This window comes from Butyrivibrio sp. AE2015 (assembly GCF_000420825.1).
GTDB lineage: Bacteria > Bacillota > Clostridia > Lachnospirales > Lachnospiraceae > Butyrivibrio.
Window position 1 is genome coordinate 1 of sequence record NZ_ATVR01000005.1, and the last position, 20,774, is coordinate 20,774.

General features: G+C 38.0%; 19 protein-coding genes. 6 read left to right on the forward strand and 13 right to left on the reverse strand.

Annotated features, from left to right (window positions below):
• Positions 1 to 77 precede the first annotated feature (77 nt).
• Positions 78 to 1,058 (reverse strand): hypothetical protein, encoded by a 981-nt coding sequence (locus tag G585_RS17045; protein ID WP_022773137.1) that lies wholly within the window; start codon positions 1,056 to 1,058, stop codon positions 78 to 80.
• A 54-nt stretch (positions 1,059 to 1,112) separates the two neighbouring features.
• The gene (locus tag G585_RS0103960) at positions 1,113 to 1,481 is read right to left on the reverse strand and encodes a helix-turn-helix domain-containing protein (RefSeq protein WP_022773138.1); all 369 of its coding nucleotides are present in this window, start codon (positions 1,479 to 1,481) and stop codon (positions 1,113 to 1,115) included.
• A gap of 286 nt (positions 1,482 to 1,767) precedes the next feature.
• Between G585_RS0103960 and G585_RS0103965 the strand changes: the two genes are divergently transcribed.
• Entirely contained in the window at positions 1,768 to 2,070 is a 303-nt protein-coding gene (locus tag G585_RS0103965) for a hypothetical protein (RefSeq protein ID WP_155827740.1), read from the forward strand.
• A 57-nt stretch (positions 2,071 to 2,127) separates the two neighbouring features.
• Here G585_RS0103965 and aroC read toward each other — a convergent pair whose 3' ends face one another.
• The 3 genes from aroC to G585_RS0103980 all read right to left on the reverse strand — a co-directional run bounded on the left by aroC (position 2,128) and on the right by G585_RS0103980 (position 5,505).
• On the reverse strand, positions 2,128 to 3,228 hold the full coding sequence (gene aroC / locus G585_RS0103970; protein ID WP_022773141.1) for a chorismate synthase: 1,101 nt from the start codon (positions 3,226 to 3,228) through the stop codon (positions 2,128 to 2,130).
• A gap of 61 nt (positions 3,229 to 3,289) precedes the next feature.
• A complete protein-coding gene (locus G585_RS0103975; protein WP_022773142.1) occupies positions 3,290 to 4,348 on the reverse strand; it encodes a lactonase family protein in 1,059 nt (352 codons plus the stop codon).
• A 59-nt stretch (positions 4,349 to 4,407) separates the two neighbouring features.
• The gene (locus G585_RS0103980; protein ID WP_242829983.1) at positions 4,408 to 5,505 is read right to left on the reverse strand and encodes a ribose-phosphate pyrophosphokinase; all 1,098 of its coding nucleotides are present in this window, start codon (positions 5,503 to 5,505) and stop codon (positions 4,408 to 4,410) included.
• 161 nt (positions 5,506 to 5,666) lie between these two features.
• Between G585_RS0103980 and G585_RS0103985 the strand changes: the two genes are divergently transcribed.
• From G585_RS0103985 to G585_RS0104005, 5 genes are all read left to right on the forward strand, one after another.
• On the forward strand, positions 5,667 to 6,563 hold the full coding sequence (locus G585_RS0103985) for a ComEC/Rec2 family competence protein (RefSeq protein WP_022773145.1): 897 nt from the start codon (positions 5,667 to 5,669) through the stop codon (positions 6,561 to 6,563).
• Positions 6,564 to 6,631: 68 nt separating this feature from the next.
• Positions 6,632 to 7,705, forward strand: a complete 1,074-nt coding sequence (locus G585_RS0103990; protein WP_022773147.1) for an ABC transporter ATP-binding protein — start codon at positions 6,632 to 6,634, stop codon at positions 7,703 to 7,705.
• Between the two features lie 37 nt (positions 7,706 to 7,742).
• Positions 7,743 to 8,516, forward strand: coding sequence for an ABC transporter permease (locus G585_RS0103995; RefSeq protein ID WP_034481221.1), 774 nt, complete (start codon positions 7,743 to 7,745; stop codon positions 8,514 to 8,516).
• Positions 8,517 to 8,518: 2 nt separating this feature from the next.
• Entirely contained in the window at positions 8,519 to 9,292 is a 774-nt protein-coding gene (locus tag G585_RS0104000) for an ABC transporter permease (RefSeq protein WP_026663760.1), read from the forward strand.
• Positions 9,293 to 9,306: 14 nt separating this feature from the next.
• Complete coding sequence (locus G585_RS0104005; RefSeq protein WP_026663761.1) at positions 9,307 to 10,377, forward strand: ABC transporter substrate-binding protein; 1,071 nt, start codon at positions 9,307 to 9,309, stop codon at positions 10,375 to 10,377.
• A 46-nt stretch (positions 10,378 to 10,423) separates the two neighbouring features.
• On the opposite strand, the gene G585_RS0104010 is transcribed toward G585_RS0104005, so the two are convergent.
• The 8 genes from G585_RS0104010 to G585_RS0104045 all read right to left on the reverse strand — a co-directional run bounded on the left by G585_RS0104010 (position 10,424) and on the right by G585_RS0104045 (position 20,501).
• Entirely contained in the window at positions 10,424 to 11,491 is a 1,068-nt protein-coding gene (locus G585_RS0104010; RefSeq protein WP_022773149.1) for a S66 family peptidase, read from the reverse strand.
• Positions 11,492 to 11,506: 15 nt separating this feature from the next.
• Positions 11,507 to 12,616 (reverse strand): class II aldolase/adducin family protein, encoded by a 1,110-nt coding sequence (locus G585_RS18735; protein WP_022773151.1) that lies wholly within the window; start codon positions 12,614 to 12,616, stop codon positions 11,507 to 11,509.
• A gap of 23 nt (positions 12,617 to 12,639) precedes the next feature.
• Positions 12,640 to 13,884: a glutamate-5-semialdehyde dehydrogenase gene (locus tag G585_RS0104020; protein ID WP_022773152.1), complete on the reverse strand. Its 1,245-nt coding sequence runs from the start codon at positions 13,882 to 13,884 to the stop codon at positions 12,640 to 12,642.
• Between the two features lie 76 nt (positions 13,885 to 13,960).
• Positions 13,961 to 15,520, reverse strand: a complete 1,560-nt coding sequence (locus tag G585_RS0104025) for a response regulator transcription factor (RefSeq protein ID WP_022773153.1) — start codon at positions 15,518 to 15,520, stop codon at positions 13,961 to 13,963.
• A 6-nt stretch (positions 15,521 to 15,526) separates the two neighbouring features.
• Positions 15,527 to 17,317 (reverse strand): sensor histidine kinase, encoded by a 1,791-nt coding sequence (locus tag G585_RS17055; RefSeq protein WP_022773155.1) that lies wholly within the window; start codon positions 17,315 to 17,317, stop codon positions 15,527 to 15,529.
• 8 nt (positions 17,318 to 17,325) lie between these two features.
• Positions 17,326 to 18,165 carry a carbohydrate ABC transporter permease gene (locus G585_RS0104035; RefSeq protein WP_022773156.1) on the reverse strand — a complete coding sequence of 280 codons (840 nt, stop codon included), beginning with the start codon at positions 18,163 to 18,165 and terminating at the stop codon, positions 17,326 to 17,328.
• Complete coding sequence (locus tag G585_RS0104040) at positions 18,155 to 19,075, reverse strand: carbohydrate ABC transporter permease (protein WP_022773157.1); 921 nt, start codon at positions 19,073 to 19,075, stop codon at positions 18,155 to 18,157. Before G585_RS0104040 ends, G585_RS0104035 begins: the two co-directional genes overlap by 11 nt.
• A 70-nt stretch (positions 19,076 to 19,145) precedes the next feature.
• A complete protein-coding gene (locus G585_RS0104045; protein WP_022773159.1) occupies positions 19,146 to 20,501 on the reverse strand; it encodes an ABC transporter substrate-binding protein in 1,356 nt (451 codons plus the stop codon).
• Positions 20,502 to 20,774: the final 273 nt, after the last annotated feature.

The window sequence follows — 20,774 nt, forward strand, 5'->3', positions numbered from 1 at the left end:
CTAACCAAATAATAATTGTAAAAATGCCTCCGGCCATCAGATGATGACCGGAGGTATAAGCCTCTATCAACTATTTTTTATTTAATAGTTAGCGCCAAATTTACTGTACGCTCATCAACACCAGACTCTATAATGTCTGCACTGCTCTCACCATTTCTTAATCGTTTTATTACTTCGACAAGATCGGTCTGTCCTTTTTCTATTCCTTTCTCTACTAATACTTCACTTAAATTACACATCTCGCCCAGCCTCCTTTCAGTCTCTATGCTCATCACAAGACCAAATTCTTCTGACAACCTTTTCTTCTTTTCTATCTCATTTTCTTTACCAAGTAGTTCCTCCAGCATTGCTATCAGAGTATTCCTGGACTTTTCTACTTTTTCATTACTTCTTAATCTGATTATAACACCTTGTAACTTATCGAGATTAAAAAGTTCCATATTTTTACCGAAGATTGTTTCCTGGCGAAGGACTAGGCGATTAATAGAATCTTCATCATCCGAAGCATCCATACATATCCATATGCTACGCACAGGTTTAAGATTATCATAATCAGACCTTGCAAACTCAACTTCCTTCTGAGCAGATATCATTCGTCCAAGATAATAAATCACTCTGTTATCCAACTGATAACCGAGTCTCCCTTTGTCAGAACTCTTTTGAGCCTCTATGTTGATCAATATCTTTATCGGTTCACGACCAACATATGCAGAGAACCTTATATCAAAAAAAATCTTCCCCTCTCCGGGAACATTATCTTCTTCAGACTCCTTCCTGATTTTTTGTGTATTAGTTAAGCCGGGTTCTATCCTCACCTTTGAAACCTCTGGCTCATCTATATTTTTGACTATCGTTTCGATGTTTGAATCTTTAAAATCCTCTAATGTATATTTCAGAATTCTGGCCAGTATCTGCTTATCTGAAAGAATCTGTTTAACATTCTCATCATACTTTGCCCTTTCAGAAGATACATCAATTACCTTTGATATATTACTCTCAATACTAATATATACTCTCTTCCCTGATATTATAATTACAGTATATCCATTAATATTCAATTTTATGAATCTTATTCTTAAAAAATATAATGGACAAAACAGCGCATTTGCACCCTATTCACGTTGTTTTCTTTCCTTCTGCATTGCCGCAAACACCGCAACATATCCAAGTATTCTATTCCTTTCCTGTTTATCAAGCTTATTAAACTCAGATAAAAGGATTCCGCTATCTGTACTCAGATCAACCGTGTAATACATTTGATTTTTTCCTCGACTCTCTGCCGGGTCAACTCCTGATAGAAGCCACTCCGGGGATACATCCAAAGCCTTACATATTGCCAGTACCTTGTCAGATGATGGATTGGTCCTGTTCTTCTTCCATTCACTAATGGTGCTCTGCTGAATCCCTGCTTTCTTGGCAAATTCTTTCTGTGTCATATCAAGCTGCCTTAAACGCTCAAATATCCTCTCACTGATAGTCATGATCCTCTCCTTTGGTGATATGTGGAAAAGGTAACGTTATCTATTAACATTATTGATTCAATTTTATGAATCTTAACCCCAATTAATCATATTGTCAATAGCCAGAAGCAAATATTCATCAAATGTTCGGAGTACATGGTGTCTTACCCCGCTCATGGAAAATCCGGAAGTTTATTTCCAGGGTTAACTACAAGATGTGCTAATCCGTAATCACAGCTAAAATAATCACATAATCAGTATCTCACCGGAACATAGTAAAAAGCTTCAGGAAATGCTAAAATATATAGTGTCAGGGCAGAAACCTTCTGCTCCTAATAATGATATTGATGCAATCGAGGATATCGTTGCCAAGATTAAAAATCGCAAGGAGGTCATCGACGAATATATGAGACAGTGGGATCGTGAGTTATCTATAAAACGTGAAACCAAGGAAGAAGATGCGTTGAATACTATCCGTTTCGGCCGAGAAGATGGATTGCCAGATGAAACAATTCATAATCTACTAAATAAAACTTATAAGTTTTCTGATCAAATGATCAACGACCTCTTCGCCAAAGTTGATTCCGAGCAGGCTATGACTACAAAATAAAAAACATTAATGGAGCCTTTGTTTCACAACACAAGGCTCCTCTTTTCTAATTTCCGGTTATTTCTTATAAAATCCAATTATATTCTCTGCTTTTGAGAGCATATTTGACATCAAAAGATCAAGTGTACAAAGAGCACACATACTCTCCACTACAACCACAGCTCTCGGAACTACAACAGGGTCGTGTCGCCCATGGATGCTCACCTGAATATTTTCTCCTGACTTATTAACTGTATTCTGAGTCTTTGCAATACTCGGAGTTGGCTTGAAATAAGCTCTGATCACAATTTCGCTTCCATCAGAAATACCACCAAGAATACCACCAGCATGATTAGTTCTTTTTTCAACAGAACAATCACTCATCACAAACTCATCATTATTTTCTGATCCGTGAAATTTTGATACTCTCGTACCATCACCTATTTCAACTGCTTTAACAGCACCTATACTCATAACAGCATGAGCAATAACAGCATCGAGCTTATCAAACACAGGCTCTCCAACTCCTGCAGGAAGACCTGTAACACGGCATTCTACCACTCCACCTACAGAATCCATTTCTTCTTTACACTTGGAAATAAGTTCCATCGCTCTTTTATCTGCTTCAGGATCAGGCATTGCTGTCGGAGTCAAAAGAATATTCTTTTCATCAAATTTCTTTTCATCAATCTCGACATCACCGATTGCTCTGGTGAACGCCATAACTTTAATGCCCATCTCATTAAGGAGTTTACTGCAAATAGCACCTGCTGCAACTCTTCCAATTGTCTCTCTTCCAGAGGAACGTCCGCCACCTCTATAGTCCCTAAAACCATACTTTTCGTCAAAGCCAAAATCTGCATGGCCCGGTCTGTAATACTGTGCGATCTCGCTATAATCCTGAGATCTTTGGGAAGTATTGTTTACAATAAGAGAAATTGGCGTACCTGTTGTCTTTCCTTCAAAAACGCCGGAAAGAATATCAACAGCATCATCCTCTTTTCTTGGTGTGCTTGCAGGAGACGTTCCAGGCTTTCTCCTGTCAAGAAACTTCTGAATATCTGCAATATCCAGCTCCATTCCAGCCGGAAATCCATCAATCACTACCCCAAGCGCTTTTCCGTGCGACTCTCCCCAGGTAGACATCTTTATATTTTTACCAAATACAGATCCTGACATATTTTCCTCCCAATATAAGCCAAAAGCCCTCGCACCTTGGCGAAGGCTCTGATTTCAAGAATTAAAGTTTATGGAAAACGATACAGTTAGGTCTTGATACAGGAAGCTCAGGTCCGTTCATGACCATTGTTCCCTTGTCCATATCAACTGTAAAGAATGTAAGTGTATCTGACTCGTGATTAAGAGATACAAGGTGCTTGTTGTCAGGGAAAAGAGCTGCATCCTTAGGATACTCACCTGCAACAGGAAGCTGGATCTTATTAGTGATAAGTCCTGTCTCTTTATCTACTTTAAATACAAGTGCATTGTTTTCACCTGCTGTTGAACTTACAAGATAATTGTAGTCCTCTGAGAAGGTAAGTGCGCTGCTTGCAACACCGATTGAATCAGCCTCTTCAGAAGTTGATACTGACTGAATCCTTTCAAATTCAGGATCTCCGTTCTTATCTTCATAAGAATAAACTTCTATAGAGCACTTCTGCTCAAGACAAACATAAAGGAATTTGCCCTCCTTTGAAAACTGCATATGTCTAGGAGATGATTCCTGATCGCAGTGGATCACATCAACTTCTTTTATCTTTCCTGTTTCCATATCAAGTGAATAAACATTGATCCTGTCCATTCCAAGATCTGCTGCAAGAAGATACTTGTTGTCTTTTGTAACCTTGATGCACTGAACATGAGGAACATGATTACGTCCTGCTGCAGTACCAAGGCCCTTGTGATATTTCTCATCAGTGATCTCACCGATGCTGCCATCCTTATTAAGTCTCAATATTGTAACCTTGCCATCATGATAGCCTGCAGTAATAAGGAACTTATCACTCTGATCCATATTGAGGTAGCAACCACGCATACCATTGATAGAAGCCTCATTTAAAAATTCAAGGCTTCCGTCAGGAAGAATATGATAAGACTCTACTCCTGCATCAGTTATGGAATAAAGAGTTTTATTGTCATGTGAAATTCCAATATAAGAAGAATTGGTTATTTCAACCTTCTGCTTTTCATAAAGCCTTCCATTCTCAAGATCTACATCATAAATTCTGATTCCATACTTTGTGCCCAGTCCGGATGTATAACTTGACACATAAGCTACGTATTTATCTTTACCAGCCATTACTAGTTTGCCTCCTAGAATTACGTATTTTCTACATTCTATCACAAGAAATCAAAACTTTAAACGTCTTTTGCTTTATACTCTGCAATAACTTCCTTGATCCTGTCCTGTGGTCTTACAAGTTTATACATGGATTTTCCTCTATTTAAGGTGTCTATGGCAGATGCTATATACCTGTTCATATTGACGCTGTAATAGTATTCTTTACTTAGCAGTTCTTCTTTCTGATAAATAAGATTAGTTGTAAATATCTTTTCAAAAAAGCCATTTTCATATGCTTCATCAAATTCCTTAAAGCCATAAGAAAACAGACCAAAGGTTGCAAAAATAAATACTCTTTTTGCGCCTCTATCCTTGAGCTGCCTGCAGACATCAAGCATACTCTTGCCTGAAACGATCATATCATCAATTACGATCGCATCCATACCACTTATGTCGCCGCCGCAGAAATCATGCGCAATTATGGGATTCATCCCATCAACAACACGGCTGTAATCCCTTCTTTTATAAAACATACCAAGATTAACGCCATAAACGGAAGAAAGAAATACCGCTCTCTCAGTTGCTCCCTCATCAGGTGCTATGATAAGGAGATGCTCCGAATCAATTTCAATATCATCATACTCAGTCAAAAGAGCCTGGGTAAACTGTAAAGTTGGAGAAATATTCTCAATACCATTTAAAGGAAGTACATTTTGCATTCTTGGATCATGGGCATCAAAGGTGATCAGATTATCAACCCCAAGCAGCTCTAATTCTCTTAGCATAAGAGCACAGTCAAGGGATTCCCTCAAAACCTTTCTGTGCTGCCTGCTTTCATAAAGAAACGGCATAACCACAGTAATGGATTTTGCTTTACCATTGCAGGCGCCAATAGCCCTCTTAAGATCAGCATAATGATCGTCGGGAGACATTCTGTTATACTCTCCGTCGAATTTGTACTTTATAGAATTGTTGCACACATCCACCAGGATAAAAATATCCTTTTCCCTGACAGATTCTTTTAACACAGCTTTACCTTCACCGCTTGAAAATCTTGGGCATATACATTCAATTAGAAAACTGTCTGCGCCGCGCCACTCGCAAAGGATCTTATCGATTCTTTTTGCTGATTCTGCAAATGATTCAAGAGCTATAATTCCTAATCCACCACTCATTGGAACACCTCGCATTATTATCAATATTACATTTCTAATTTGATTATATATCATGTGTACATGAAGGTAATCAATAATTAAGCTTTTTTATTATTTTTTTACACACCCGACACAAAATAATGCCATAATAAAACTAATAAAAAAACAAAAAAGGATAGCAAATGAAGAAAAACAAATCACGCTCAGGTCTATTACTAATTCTTATCATATGTCTTTTGATCCTATTGATAGGTCTTGCTCAGTTTATAGCACATGGCAATTCCAGCACCTCTGATATACCATCAGAAATCGCTGGAGGTAGTCTTACCATAACCAATTTAAACGTAGGAAAAGCTGACTGTGCCGTACTGCAGGTCGATGACATTGTCGGAATGATCGATACAGGAACTTATGATGCCTATTCTACTATCGATAGTTTCCTAAAGGATAATTCAATTACAGAAATAGACTTTCTTATCCTCACCCACTATGACCAAGATCATATAGGAAGTGCTGTAAAAATACTATCCTCAGTAGATGTAAAGAACATTTATCTTGCCGACTATGTGAGCCAGAAGGAATATTATGCAGGTCTGATGGACAGCATAAAGACAAGGGAAAATGTTTATTTTGTAAATGAAAATATCTCTTTTGACTATAATGACCTTTCTGTTGATATTTACCCTGCATCATCACCGGAAGCTTTACTCTCAGACAGTCAGAATATGGACAACAACATGTCATTGGTTTCAATGATAACCTTTGGTACAAAGAAATTTCTTTTTGCGGGAGACATTGAAAAAGACAGGATTGAGCAGGTAATAAATGATGATTACTCTTTGACCGCAGACTGGATCAAAATGCCTCACCATGGAGGCTATACCAAAAACACAGCCACCCTGCTTTCTATTGTTGATCCTGATTTTGCTATTATTAGCACTTCAAGCGAAAGGCCCGCTGAAGATAAGCTTATTGATCTATTATCTTCACTTGGTATAGAAACTTACGATACCACCTACGGAACAATCGTTACTGTCTGTGACAAAAACAGCATAAAGATCACACAAAAAAGTAATTGACACTTACTACAACTTTATTAAAATAAAGTAAGTCAACTTTATACTTTTTTAATAATCAGGAGCAGGAAATGGGTAAAGACTTAATTACACTTGAACATATCAGTAAGTCATATGATGGCCAGCTTATATTGGATGACCTTAATCTTTCTATATATGAGAATTCTTTTGTTACACTCCTTGGTCCAAGCGGATGTGGCAAGACTACAACTTTGCGTATAATAGGTGGTTTTGAAACACCTGATAATGGACATGTTATATTTGACGGAAAAGACATAACAAGTCTTTCTCCCAACAAAAGGCAGCTTAATACTGTCTTTCAGAAGTATGCTCTGTTTACACATATGACAGTAGCAGAAAATATCGCATTTGGTCTTAAAATAAAGAACAAATCTGACAGTTATATAAAAGACAAGATCAAATATGCCCTTAAACTTGTAAATCTTGAAGGCTATGAAAACAGAAGCCCTGAATCTTTATCCGGTGGTCAGCAGCAAAGAATTGCTATAGCCAGAGCTATTGTAAATGAGCCAAAAGTTCTTTTACTTGATGAGCCTTTGGGAGCACTTGACCTTAAAATGCGTCAGGACATGCAGTATGAGCTTAAAAGACTTAAAGAAGAACTGGGAATTACCTTTATTTATGTAACACACGATCAGGAAGAAGCCCTCACAATGTCTGATCACATCGTTGTCATGAACCAGGGCTACATCCAGCAGGAAGGTTCTCCCGAAAAAATATATAACGAACCTGAAAATGCCTTTGTTGCAGACTTTATTGGCGACAGTAACATTATCAGATCAACAATGATCCGCGATGAACTTGTAGAGATTCTAGGAGCTAAATTCGCATGCGTAGATAAAGGCTTTGGTGAAAATAAACCTGTTGACGTTGTGATAAGACCTGAGGATATTGAACTGGTTGCACCTGAAAACGGCACTTTAAAAGGCATAGTTACTGACCTTACCTTCAAGGGCGTCCATTATGAAATGGATGTTGAGGTTGGAGGTCGTGAGCTTTTAGTGCACTCAACAAAGCTTTCACCTATAGGCACTAATGTTGGTATAAATGTTGACCCATACAATATTCAGATAATGAACGTTCCTGAGTCAGAAGACGAGGAGGCAATAAGTGAAACTATTTAAAAACAAAAATACCGCCCCTCTTCTGTCATCACCATACATGGCCTGGGCTCTTATCTTTATACTTGTACCACTTGGAATGGTCATCTATTACGGTTTCACAACTGAGGACGGATTTTTTACCTTTGAAAATATAGCAACTATTGCAAAGCCAGGTTACATGAAAGCTCTGATAAGGTCTATAAGACTTGCCCTTATCAGCACTTTGGTGTGCCTTCTTTTGGCATACCCCCTTGGAATGATCCTTTCATCCATGAAGCTTACAAGGAATACTTATATAGTTACTCTTTTCATTCTTCCTATGTGGATGAACTTTCTTTTAAGAACTCTGACATGGATGACTTTGCTTGAAGGAAAAGGCGTTATCAATACTGTTTTGGAATCACTTCACCTTCCTACCATAAATATAATCAATACGCCATCAGCCATAGTCCTTGGTATGGTTTACAACTTTTTACCCTTTATGATACTTCCAATCTACAATTCTCTTAGCAAAATAGATGAAAATGTCATAAATGCTGCAAGAGACCTGGGAGCTGATTCTCTTCAGACTTTCCTTAAGATAACATTCCCATTGTCACTTCCTGGCGTTTTAAGCGGAATAACAATGGTATTTATTCCTGCCCTCACAACTTTTGCCATTTCCTCTATGCTTGGAGGTTCCAAAATCCTTCTTATCGGAAATATCATTGAGCAGGAATTTACACAGCTGTATGATTGGCACCTTGGAAGTGGGCTTTCAATCGTGCTTATGATCTTCATCTTCATAAACATGATCATTGAAGCTCTTTCAGGCAATCATGGAGGTAAATAAAAATGAGAAAAGTTCTTGAAAGATTATATCTGGGGCTTTTACTTATCTTTATGTATGCCCCCATAATCACATTAATTGTTTTATCTTTTAACTCAAGTAAATCCAGAGCAAAATGGGGAGGCTTCACACTTGAATGGTATGTTAATCTTCTTTCAGATGAAGCCGTTGCCGGCGCACTTATAAACACTTTATCAATTGCAGTACTTGCCACTATCATCTCGACTATTATCGGCACCATCTCCTGTATCGCAATGATAGGGCTTAATACCAGACTTCGTTCTTTTATTATGAGCATCACAAATATACCAATGATAAATGCTGATATTGTAACAGGTATATCACTTATGCTGCTCTTTAGGTTTTTACATATAAGTTCCGGCTTTACCACTATTCTTTTGGCGCATATTACATTCAATATTCCATTTGTCATGCTAAGTGTAATGCCCAGAATAAAGAATATGAATGTCTATGTATATGAGGCAGCCCTGGATCTTGGGGCAGCTCCCTTGTACGCCTTTTACAAGACTGTTCTCCCTGATTTATGGCCTGGTATCGTATCAGGAGCACTTATGGCTTTCACAATGTCTCTTGATGACTTTATAATCACCTACTTTACAAAAGGCTCTGGTTTTGAAACCCTTTCAACTCTTATTTACAACGAGGTAAAAAGAGGTATCCAGCCTGAAATTTACGCTCTTTCTGCAATAATATTTGTAGTTGTTTTGACTCTGCTCATGCTTGTCTACAGAGTTCCTGCAAAGAAGAATAAAGACTAACTTTGGAGTTACATATGAAAAAGAAATTCTTAAGTATATTTCTATCTCTCACAACATTAAGTACACTGATATCCGGATGCGGAGTAAAAAACAGCGCTTCATATCCAAACGGGAAGTTGTATGTATACAACTGGGGCGAATATATAGATGAAGAGGTCATAAAAGAGTTTGAAGATGAAACCGGAATTGATGTTATATATGATATGTTTGAAACTAACGAAATAATGTTTGCAAAGCTGGCTCAGGACACCTCCGCTTATGATGTTATATGCCCGTCAGATTATATGATTCAAAAGCTTATTGAAAATGACATGATACAGGAGCTTAACTTTGACAATATTCCAAATATTGTAAACATTGGTGACCAGTACTTTGAATCATCCAAAGATTTTGATCCCGAAAACAAGTATTCTGTGCCCTACTGCTGGGGAACAGTCGGAATCCTGTATAACAAGACTATGGTTGACGAAACTGTAGACAGTTGGGATATTCTATGGGACAGCAAATATTCAGGACAGATCCTTATGCAGGACTCTGTCAGAGATGCATTCATGGTGGCACTTCTCAAAAACGGTTTTTCAATGAATACAAAAGATGCTTCAGAAATTGATATTGCAACAGATGATCTTATTGCTCAAAAGCCTCTTGTTCAGGCCTACGTTGTTGACCAGGTTAGGGATAAGATGATCGGTGGCGAAGCAGCTCTTGGCGTGATCTATTCAGGCGAAGCAATCTATACAGCCCGTGAGAACCCTGATCTTGAATATGTAGTACCAAAGGAAGGCACTAATGTATGGATTGATTCCTGGGTAATAACCAAAGGTTCCAAAAATGTCGAAAATGCAGAAAAGTGGATAGACTTTATGTGCCGCGGAGACATAGCTCTTAGGAACTTTGAGTACATTACCTACTCCACTCCTAACACAGTCGCTCAGGATAATATTGAAGACGACGCAATACGCAACTCCAAGGTTGCCTTTCCTGACCTCGACAAAATAAATACTGAGTCATACCAGTATCTGGGAATTGAGACAGACAGGCTCTACAATGATGCCTGGATGGAAGTAAAGTCAGCTGATTACTAAATAAAATGAGGTACTTTCCACTATAACCTGGAAAGTACCTCTATTTTTATGAAAGATATTTAATATTAAACAGATTACCCTTAGCAGTAACTCTCGCCTGAGCTCCCATTATAACCGGAAGCATTGGAGAAATATGTCCTATATCAGCGTCCATTATGATAGGAACACCAAAGCCTTCCAAAATATCAGTTACAGCGTTGTACTCATCAACTCCTGTAAATTCTTCGCCTCTTGCTCCTCTTGCCCTTCCGATGATAAAGCCCTTTGCATCATCAAACCATCCAGCTTCTCTGAGGTTCCAAAGCGCTCTTCTGTATGACATAACATTAAGATCGCATTCTTCCAATACCCAGATTATATCCTTGTGCTCTTTCTTAAACTCTTTCATATTGTCAAACCTGGTACCAACAAGGTCAAAGAGCACATCAAGGCAACCGCCAAGAAGTATTCCTTCACACTTAAGTTCTTTATCCTCCCCCACTTTCACAGCCTTCTTGCTGCTGCAGTCAAAAGAACTCAATATCTTTTTCTGGTTAAGATCATAGGTCATGAGTTTATCGTAATCTATAGGAGCATCAGGATCAGATGGCTCATCGCTGTAGGAATACATATCGTAGCCCTTAAAATCCGTCTTTGTTCCTTCTAAAAGTGCAAAAGCATCATTTTCTGTGTCCTCCCATGTCTTGCCATATCCATTTATGCAAGGGCCATAGATTCCCATTGTCCCGGATATAGTTACAAGAGGAAAAATAAAATGAGTATTATCTGAATAGCCAATATACCACTTTGGTTTACAGTTCTTAAGCTCTTCAAAGTCTACGTAAGTGATGGTTTCATTCATAAGCTCACCACCACCGGCAGATATAATGGCATCTATGGCGTCTGATTTATAAAACTCCATAAGCTCAGCACTTGTGACTTTCGGGTCTGTACTTATTCCCTTTCCATCGCCCATTCGCGCTGTCTTGCCTTCTATTATGTTATAGCCTCTCTCTTTTAGATTTTTTATGGCTATATCAATAAGAACACTGTAGGGTTCTGTTGCTGCACCAAAAGAAGGTGCTGTTATACCTATCGTATTTCCTTTTTTGATACTTTCCGGCCTTCTGATCATGTTATATGCTGCCTTTCAATTTATTTTTTTTACAATTTCTGCTCTCTTTGAGTAAGATTTTCTATAAAATCTATTCATCTTTATGCATTCCAAAAGTGATAGGAAGTGGCCTTCGCCATGTCTCATTACAGCAACATGAGCAATGCATCCCTTATCAAGAACATCTGCCACATCCATGGCATCGTCATAAGAATCGCCAAGGCAGTAAGCTCCATCATATAGTGAAAAGACAACATTAACGTTCTTTTTAATATTGTGATAGCTCATACCATCTTTGCCATGTTCATTACTTGGGACCTTTACGCTTACGCCAATAAGCTGTGCAAAATCATACAAAAGGGGACGCATATGGTTGGCACGTCTTGATACTGTCATTACAGCTTCCGATTTATTGTGGATAATGTATTTTACATCTTTCCTCTTGGCATAAATAAGCTCATGAATATGCCTTACACGTTTTGGAGTGTCAGGGATATCATAAACTATCTCACCATTTTCAAGATGCGAATTAAAGCCAAACTCAACGCCGTGTTTAATATCTGTCTTGCAGACATCAATAAGGAAATTGTTGCAGGCAACTTCCATTTTTTCTGCCTCATAAATAGCCTCTTTTGAATTCTTACCAAAACACAATGTTCCATGGTTAGCCATAATAAAGCCATTGCAATCAGGGAACTTTTTTATAGCTTTAACCGTATTTTCAACAAGCTTTTCGCTCCCCGGAAGGGCAAATGCTGCGACAGGAATCTCAACATCCTCATCATCAAGATATGATAATACTTTCTTAATTCCAAGTGTTCCCACACAGGAGGCATAAACCTGGTGTGTATGAATAATAAAATCTATATCTTTTCTTTCCTTGTAGCAGGCTGCATGAACACACTTTTCTGTGGAAGGTAAAATATCTCCCTCGTAAGAAAGATCATCAATATTCACCACTACTACCATATCCTCAGTAAGATCTTCATATTTGATGCCACTTGGTGTGATCAAAAAACTCTTTTCATCAATCCTCTGACTTACATTTCCCCAAGTTCTTACAAGAAGCCCTATCTCATGAAGTTCTCTTGCTACTTCAATAATATGTTTCTTTGCTTCTAGTATTTCTTCATTACCCTGTAACATAAAAACCCACTCCTTCTTATGCCTTATTTTCTAGTCTGACCATTTCCGCAGATCTGGTACTTATAGGAAGTAAGCTCTTTTAGCCCCATTGGTCCCCTTGCATGGAGTTTCTGTGTACTAATTCCTATCTCAGCCCCAAAGCCAAATTCAAAACCATCTGTAAATCTTGTTGATGCATTAACATAAACACATGCTGCATCAACAAGTGCCAAAAACTTATCTGCTGCGTCCTTGTTTTCAGTGATGATAGCCTCTGAATGACCTGTGCCATATTTATTTATATGGTCAATTGCCTCGTCAACACTCTTTACAGACTTAACAGAAATAATGTAATCAAGATACTCTTTTCCGAAGTCCTCTTCTGTTGCATCAATGGCCAAAGACATATATGCCTTACTTGGCTTATCTGCTCTGACTTCAACAGAGTGTTCTTTCATGGCCTTTTCAAATTCAGGAAGGAACTTCTCCATTATATCTTCATGAACGATAAGTGATTCTGCCGCATTGCACACGCCAATTCTCTGGGTCTTAGCATTAATTATGATAGGAATTGCCTTCTGAAAATCAGCATCCTTATCAACGTAAATATGACAGTTACCTGTTCCGGTCTCAATAACAGGAATGTTGGAGTTTTCTACAACCGCTCTTATAAGTCCTGCACTTCCTCTTGGGATCAGAACATCAACGTATTCTTTCATCTTCATGAAATCAGTTGTAACCTGTCTGTCCGTAGCTTCTATGAGCTGAATGGCATTTGCTGTAATGCCAAGACTTTGAAGAGTGTTTCTGATAGAATTTGTAATTGCAATATTGCTGTTTATGGCATCACTTCCACCCTTAAGAATAGTCACGTTGCCTGACTTAAAAGTAAGAGCAAATGCATCAGCTGTAACATTTGGACGTGATTCATAAATTATTCCAACAACGCCAAGTGGAACTCTTATCTTTTTTATCTTAAGGCCATTTGGTCTCTCAAAATGTTCAATTTCCTGCCCTATAGGGTCTTCAAGTGCGGATACTTCTCTGATACCTTCAGCCATAGCTTCTACTCTTTTTTTATCGAGTTTTAGCCTGTCTAAAAGCCCTTGATTCATGCCATTTTTTTCACCATTTTCATAATCGATGCGGTTTGCTTCAAGGATCTTGCTACAATCTTTAATAAGACCATCTGCAACCGCCAAAAGAGCCCCATTTTTTTCTTTTGTTGAAAGCTTTATCATTGCTGGCTTTGCAGCCTTCGCATTTTTACAAATATCAAGTAATACCATAGCTCCTCCACTTCTAAGATCAAGTCACCAGAAAATTTCGTTATTTAAAATAATACCACAAATGGCCTAAAATACACTACTCTTTGCTCATACTACGTGGAGAATTTCCATAATATTTTTTGAACACATTTGAAAAATAACTCACATCGCTATAGCCAACTTTTTCTGCAATCAATGATAATTTTTCATCTGTTGCAGCGATAAGTCTTTTTGCCTCCTGCATACGCACCTGTGTTATATATTCAGAGAGAGTCATATTCATTTCACTTTTGAACATCTTTCTGAGATAAGTCTGGTTAACGCAAAGCACTTCCGATATGTCAGCAACTGATAGTTCACTGTTAATATAGTTTTGTTCTATATATTCCTTGGCAGAAAGCGCAACATCTCTTGACTTGGACTTTTTCTTATCCTTTTCAAATTCAATCCTCTTTTTAAAAAGATATATCACCTTATCCTTCATTTCATCAGAACCTATCGATCCGGAAAAAAAGTCTTCCGGCGAAAAGCCATCGCCATAAATCTTCTCTATTGAAAATCCCGAATTGATAATATTAGTCATAAGTACGCTGAGAGCACTGCTTATAATATTCATATCCGTGATAACGTGGCCATCTTCCTTAGGATGCGCTTCTCTAATATGCTGCCACATCGTATTGATAACATTTTCAACGTCATCTGATAAGAGATTTTCAATATCCTTATTGAGCCTGAAGATTGCGTCAAGTGAAGTAAAAACAGGTGGCTCTGACTCTTCTCTAAGGTCTATAAGTTTTCCATGTCCCTTGACCATCACTGTTCCAAGCGCTCTTTCATAGGCCTTTTTTACACCTTTTAGCTCATCAGCCCTTGAAAGAACTATTGTAATATCAAAGCCAAGCTGGTTCTTTACTACATCGATAATATCTGTAAACTCATATCCCTTGAAATTGCTTATATCAAAAGCTCTATTGAAGCGCATGAGAATGATGATGTTATTTTCAAAATCATTAAAAATCTTTACTTCACCATCTATATCGAGTTTATCCTCAAGCATTTTTGCAATGAGGCGCTCCCAGTTCATTAGTTCTTCCCTTGAACTGTTATTATTTATATCCCCGTCAAATTTAACCAGCCCCAGCAAATATCCTGCCCCGGAGCCCCATCCAAATATCTTCTCTTCAATCTCATTTGAATGCTCAGAATCTGATATCCCGGCATATATAAGAGCTTTGAGCTCATCTGTCAAAACGTAATCATCTCTAAGAGAGTTCTCTACAGCTTTTCCAATATTATCCTGTAGCTTTAAAAGACTAAGGATCAGTTCTTCTTTTTCAAAAGGCTTTACTATATAATCGCAAACACCGATCTTTACAGCTTTTCTCGCATATTCAAATTCATTATTTCCTGTTATCAGAACTACTGCAGTGTCAGGATAATCTTTAATGATCTTTTCAGAAAGCTCAAGACCGTTTAGGTATGGCATAGTTATATCTGTCAGAACTACATCAGGAAGATATTCCTCCATCTTTTGCAGCGCTTCTCTGCCATCATGGGCTTCGCAGCAGATTTCAAAACCATATGCATTCCAATCAATGCAGCCTCTTAAATACTCCAAAAAAATAGGCATATCATCGACAATCATAATCTTATTCAAAACAATTTACCTCTTTTCGCTTACGTCAGGTATCCTGATCGTAAAAGTCGTCCCCTGATCTTTTTGGCTGTCAACGCTAAGGCCATACTCATCACCAAAGTATAATCTGAGCCTGTGATCAACACTATATACGCCAAAATGCTTTCTGTCCGCATCTTCAGGAATCTCATTTCTCTTTAGATTTTCCTGCATTGACGCAAGTTTATCTTCATCAATACCAATTCCATCATCTGTTACATACAGTTTTATAATGTCGCCGTTTTTTTGCCCTGTTATAGTGATCTTGCCCCAGTCTTCCTTGTACTTAAGTCCGTGGTAAATTGCATTTTCTACCAGTGGCTGAAGCGTCATCTTAGGAATATTAATCCCAAATAGCTCTTTAGGAATATCAAAATCGTACTTAAACTTATCTCCATATCGCATGGTCTGAAGATCAAGATAATCCCTTGTTATCTGAATTTCCCGTTCAATACTGACAATCTCTTCACTGCCGGATAAAGAATTCTTGTAGTAGTTAGCAAGTTTTTGAGTGACTCTCGCAGCCTCTTTTGACCTGTTCATCTCAATGAGCATTATGATAATATCCAGAGTATTATATAAAAAATGCGGCTTTACCTGCTCCTGGATCAAGGCAAGCTCGTATTCTCTTTTCTTTTTGGCCTCTTCATCTACCTGATTTAGGAGTTCTAAGTTCCTCTGAGTCATATAGTTAAAGATTCTTCCAAGTCTTCCTATTTCATCCCTTGTCTTGAATCTGAACCTGTAGCTCATATCACCCTCGGCTATCTGCTGGGCTCCGTCATGCAATATCTTAAGAGGCCTTGTTATTATATTGGTTGAGAAAACAACTGATAAAAGAAGCAGAACTGCAGAAATAGAACCTGTAGTAAGCAAAATAAACCAAAGGTCCTTACCTGTCACATTAAACTTGTTTAAATTTGTGATCCCGACAACAGTCCACTTAAATTCATCAAGTGTGTCCTTTGCCATAAGATAGGTCTCGCCGCCATACTTTAAGCGTTCCTTAGGACTTTTGATCAGGCCACTTAAAAAATCTGTATCAGAATAGAACTGCTCTTTACTGTCGCTTTCAGAAATACAGTTTCCCAATGTATCATAAAGGAAATAATAGCTTATCTCACTTTGCGAAGATTCAATAAGATAATCCTTGTCCATATTCACAAAAAGATATCCTATAGGGCTTCCTGTCACAATATTTATGACATGTTTTCCCATGGTTACTATCTCTTTGTCATCCCTGTTCATAATGTTTTCAGCCTGATCCATCATTACAGTTTTACCGCCCATATCCTTTAAATATGATATGTACTCCGAAGCCATTATCTTATCCTTTATATCTTCAAGCTTGGGATCACTTGAGTAAAATCTCCCTTCAGAGTCAATAAAAACAATAGATGATATTCCATTATAAATAAGCAGTGATTGGGAAAGCTGCGATGTTATCCTCGCATCCCTTGTTACCTGCTTCATGATCCTTTCGTTATAGAAATTACTAAACTCGATCGTCAGATTATTTGAGCAAAGCTCGCCATTTTTCAAAACAGATGTGATCCTGTCCGACATGATCCTGATATTTTCTTCAATCTGTTTTTCTGCTCTTTGCATAATTGCTCTGTTATAAAAAATAAGCATCAAAACAGTAAGTAGCACTATTGGTATTAGTGCTACTACAACTGTCATTGATGCTATTTTATACTTTATTGACATGTTGCGGGCTTTATCCTTACCGGAAAGCTTCCTGTCAGAATGCTGCCTCTCCATGTCCTTTAATGTCATATTCAAGATTAACCCTTTACTGCTCCTCCGATAGTCATGGCGCTTTCCACCTGCTCAGAGAAGATCGAATAAACTATAATTGCAGGGAATGATGCTATAACCATTGTGGCTCCCATTCCACCCCAGTCTGTCGTAAACTCCCCCTGGAAGAACAACACTCCAAGAGGAAGTGTCTTAAGCTGAGGAATACTTCCAACTACTACATTGGCAAGAATGAATTCATTCCATGCATTTAGGAAAATATAAATTACAAGCGTAACTGTAGCCGGCCTTACAAGTGGTTCAATGATCCTAAAGAATGTCTGATAAATATTGGCTCCATCCATACATGCAGCCTCTTCAAGTTCCATAGGAATTCCTTTAAAAAATCCATAATATACCATACAGGCAAATGCAAGGTTTATAGCTATATAAGGGAAAATCAGGGACCATCTTGTTCCCATGAGATTAAACCTCTGAACAACCTTAACTACAGGTATCATGATCGCCTGTACAGGAATAAACATTCCAAGCCCTAAAAACAGTCTTGTAAAAGTTCTGCCCTTCCAAATCATTCTACTTGTTGCATAGGAAAATAGCAATGCACAAAAGATTGTAATAACTACTGTTCCTATAGATACAAGAAGTGAGTTTAAAAAGTATAATGGCACGTCATATTTTGTCCATGCAGTTATGTAATTTTCGTAATGTAAAGGCCATGGAAATCCAAAAGGATTTGTGACAAATATTTCCTGATTGGTCTTAAATGAATAAAAGAGCATCCATATAAGTGGATATAGTGAAAAAGCTGCATATATCCAACAAAAACATACAAAAACTTTATGTAAAACGCTTCTTTTAGTTTCCATATGACAGCCTCCTCTTCTTAGATTTTTCTTCCTCTTTTAACTGATTCTTTTCTCTGAAAATGAAGTTGATAAGGAGCATTACAAGCATGCACTCAATAACCATGATTGATGCAGATGCAAGACCATAGCCGTAATCAGACTTCTTAAATGCTGCATTATACATCATGTACGTCAGCGTGAACGTTGATTTATTCGGGCCACCACCTGTCAAAATATTCATTTCAGTAAATGCCTTTATACCACCTGTTAAGGATATGATCAGGCAAAACTTATATGTTTCCGCAAGAAGAGGTATCGTGATCTTCATATGTGCTCTCACATTTGAGCATCCGTCAATTTTAGCCGCTTCATAATAATCTGCAGGTATTGACTTGATTCCTGCAACAATAAGTGCAAACTGATAGCCCATCCACTGCCATGCATTTACAAATGCAATGACATAGATTGCCTTATATCTATCTCCTAACCAGTTTTGAGTATAGTCAGAACCAAATGTCTCAAACAGTTTATTCAATAGTCCCTGGCCACTTAAAATCGCGCTCCACAACTGACATACAACTGTTACTGACAGGATTACAGGTATGAAATAAGCAACTCTCAAAAACTTTCTGCCCTTCATCTTTTTGTCAGAGATTGTTATGGCAAATACTGTTGCAAAAAACATCTGATATACAGTTATAATAACTGCAAAAATAAGCTGATTTCTGTTGGAGGTATAAAAAACTCTATCATTAAAAAGGTCTATGTAATTCTTTAAACCCAGAAAAGTCGGTGTTGTAAGACCATTCCAGTCAGTGAAGCTGTAAGCAAATACCTGGATGATCGGAAAAAAATCAAAAATTATAAAAATTGCAAGTGCAGGTAAAACAAATAGAAATATTGCAAGCTTGTTGCCCATGTATTTTTTCATGGTGGTTCTCCCTTATCATAAAATCAGGCGGCCGTTGTAAGCCGCCTGGTTTATCAAGTTTTGATAATTATTATTCCATCACGTCTTTCATATCTGCAATGAACTCATCTGCTGTAAACTGACCTGAAACAAGTCCCTGTGACTCTGACTGTATACCATCGTTAAATGTTGAATTTGTAAGTCCCCATGTGAACTTTGTTGTTGCTGTGATTGAAGGAAGTGTGTCTGAAAGCTTCTTCATCATTGCAGGATACTCAGAATCTGGTTCTTTGCCTGTATCAAGAGCAACAAGTGGATTATGTCTGTACATAACCTTTGCTTCGCAGTACTTCTCTGTGATAAACTCTGCTACTTCTGCTGCGAGCTCAGCATTCTCTGAATCAGGGTTAACTGCAAATCCAGATGCACTTCCACCGCCTGAGAATACGCTCTTACCAGCTTCATAAGAAGCTTCATCTGCTGCAGGATAGAACATCCAGTCAACATTCTCACCAAGAGCTGCTGTTGCATCCTCAATATACCACTGTCCATTTATGAACATTGCAGCATTTCCTGAAAGGAACATCTCAGATGCCTGATCATAATTTGTTGTTGTTGCTGAATCCTGGAAAAGACCTGCTGCAACAAGCTCTTCCAATGTCTTTGCTGCTGTAAGGTAAGCTTCATCAGTGATGCTTGCTGTTCCCTCATCAAGTGCCTTAATACCGCCCTCTGTGTATCTTGTAGCTACAACGTCATAGGCAGCTGCTGTATTCCAGCCTTCCTGTCCAAAAAGTGCAAGAGGAGTAATTCCCTTTGACTTAAATACTTCAATACAATTCTTTAATTCATCATATGTCTTTGGAACTTCAAGGCCATTTTCTTCAAAGAGAGCCTTGTTGTAATACCAGAGCACATATTCCTGTCCAGAAAATGGGAATGCGTAGATATTTCCATCTTCTGCATATGCAAGATCCTTATTGGCTTCATAAAGCTTATCAAGGAAGCCTGTTGACTTTGCAACATCATTTAATACCATGATCTGATTTGACTCACGGAAAGTATTGATAATATCAGTACTTGCCTGGTAGATATCAGGTAACTGTCCTGTAGCTGCAAGAGTTTTAAGTGTCTGTCCGTCATCCTGAGCCTGAACAATAAGATTAAGCTCAACATTAGGATAAGCTTCTTTAAGCTGCTCTACTGCATAATCATATGGAACTTTTGTATCATCATCTGCATACTGTGTGTAAATTGAAAGTGTAACCTTCTCCCCTGGCTCCTTAGCCTGAGTATTTTCTGCCTCAGCAGTAGCTTCAGCTGTAGCAGCCTCACTTGGTGCTTCGCTCTGAGTCTCTGTAGTTGTTTGTGCGCTCTGCCCACAGCCAATAATTGTTGTAGCCGCAACTGTAGCGCAAAGCAGAGAACTTAAAATCTTCTTTTTCATAATAATTCCCTTCCCTTCTCTAAATGGCTTCCCTTGGGGAAACTCATATATTGATTACAGTATTCAGTATAAGAAAAAATAATCTCTAAAAAAATGAAATATTCAAAATTCTTTTTGTAAAAATCGAAATACCCAAAAGCTATTTTTTTATTATTTTTTACAAACTGTTTATACTCGTAATAATGGCAAGATATTATCATGCTTCAGATGATCGACGAAGATAAAAACTATGAAATGCGTGAAAAAGGCGATGAAGATACCTGATCTTCAATC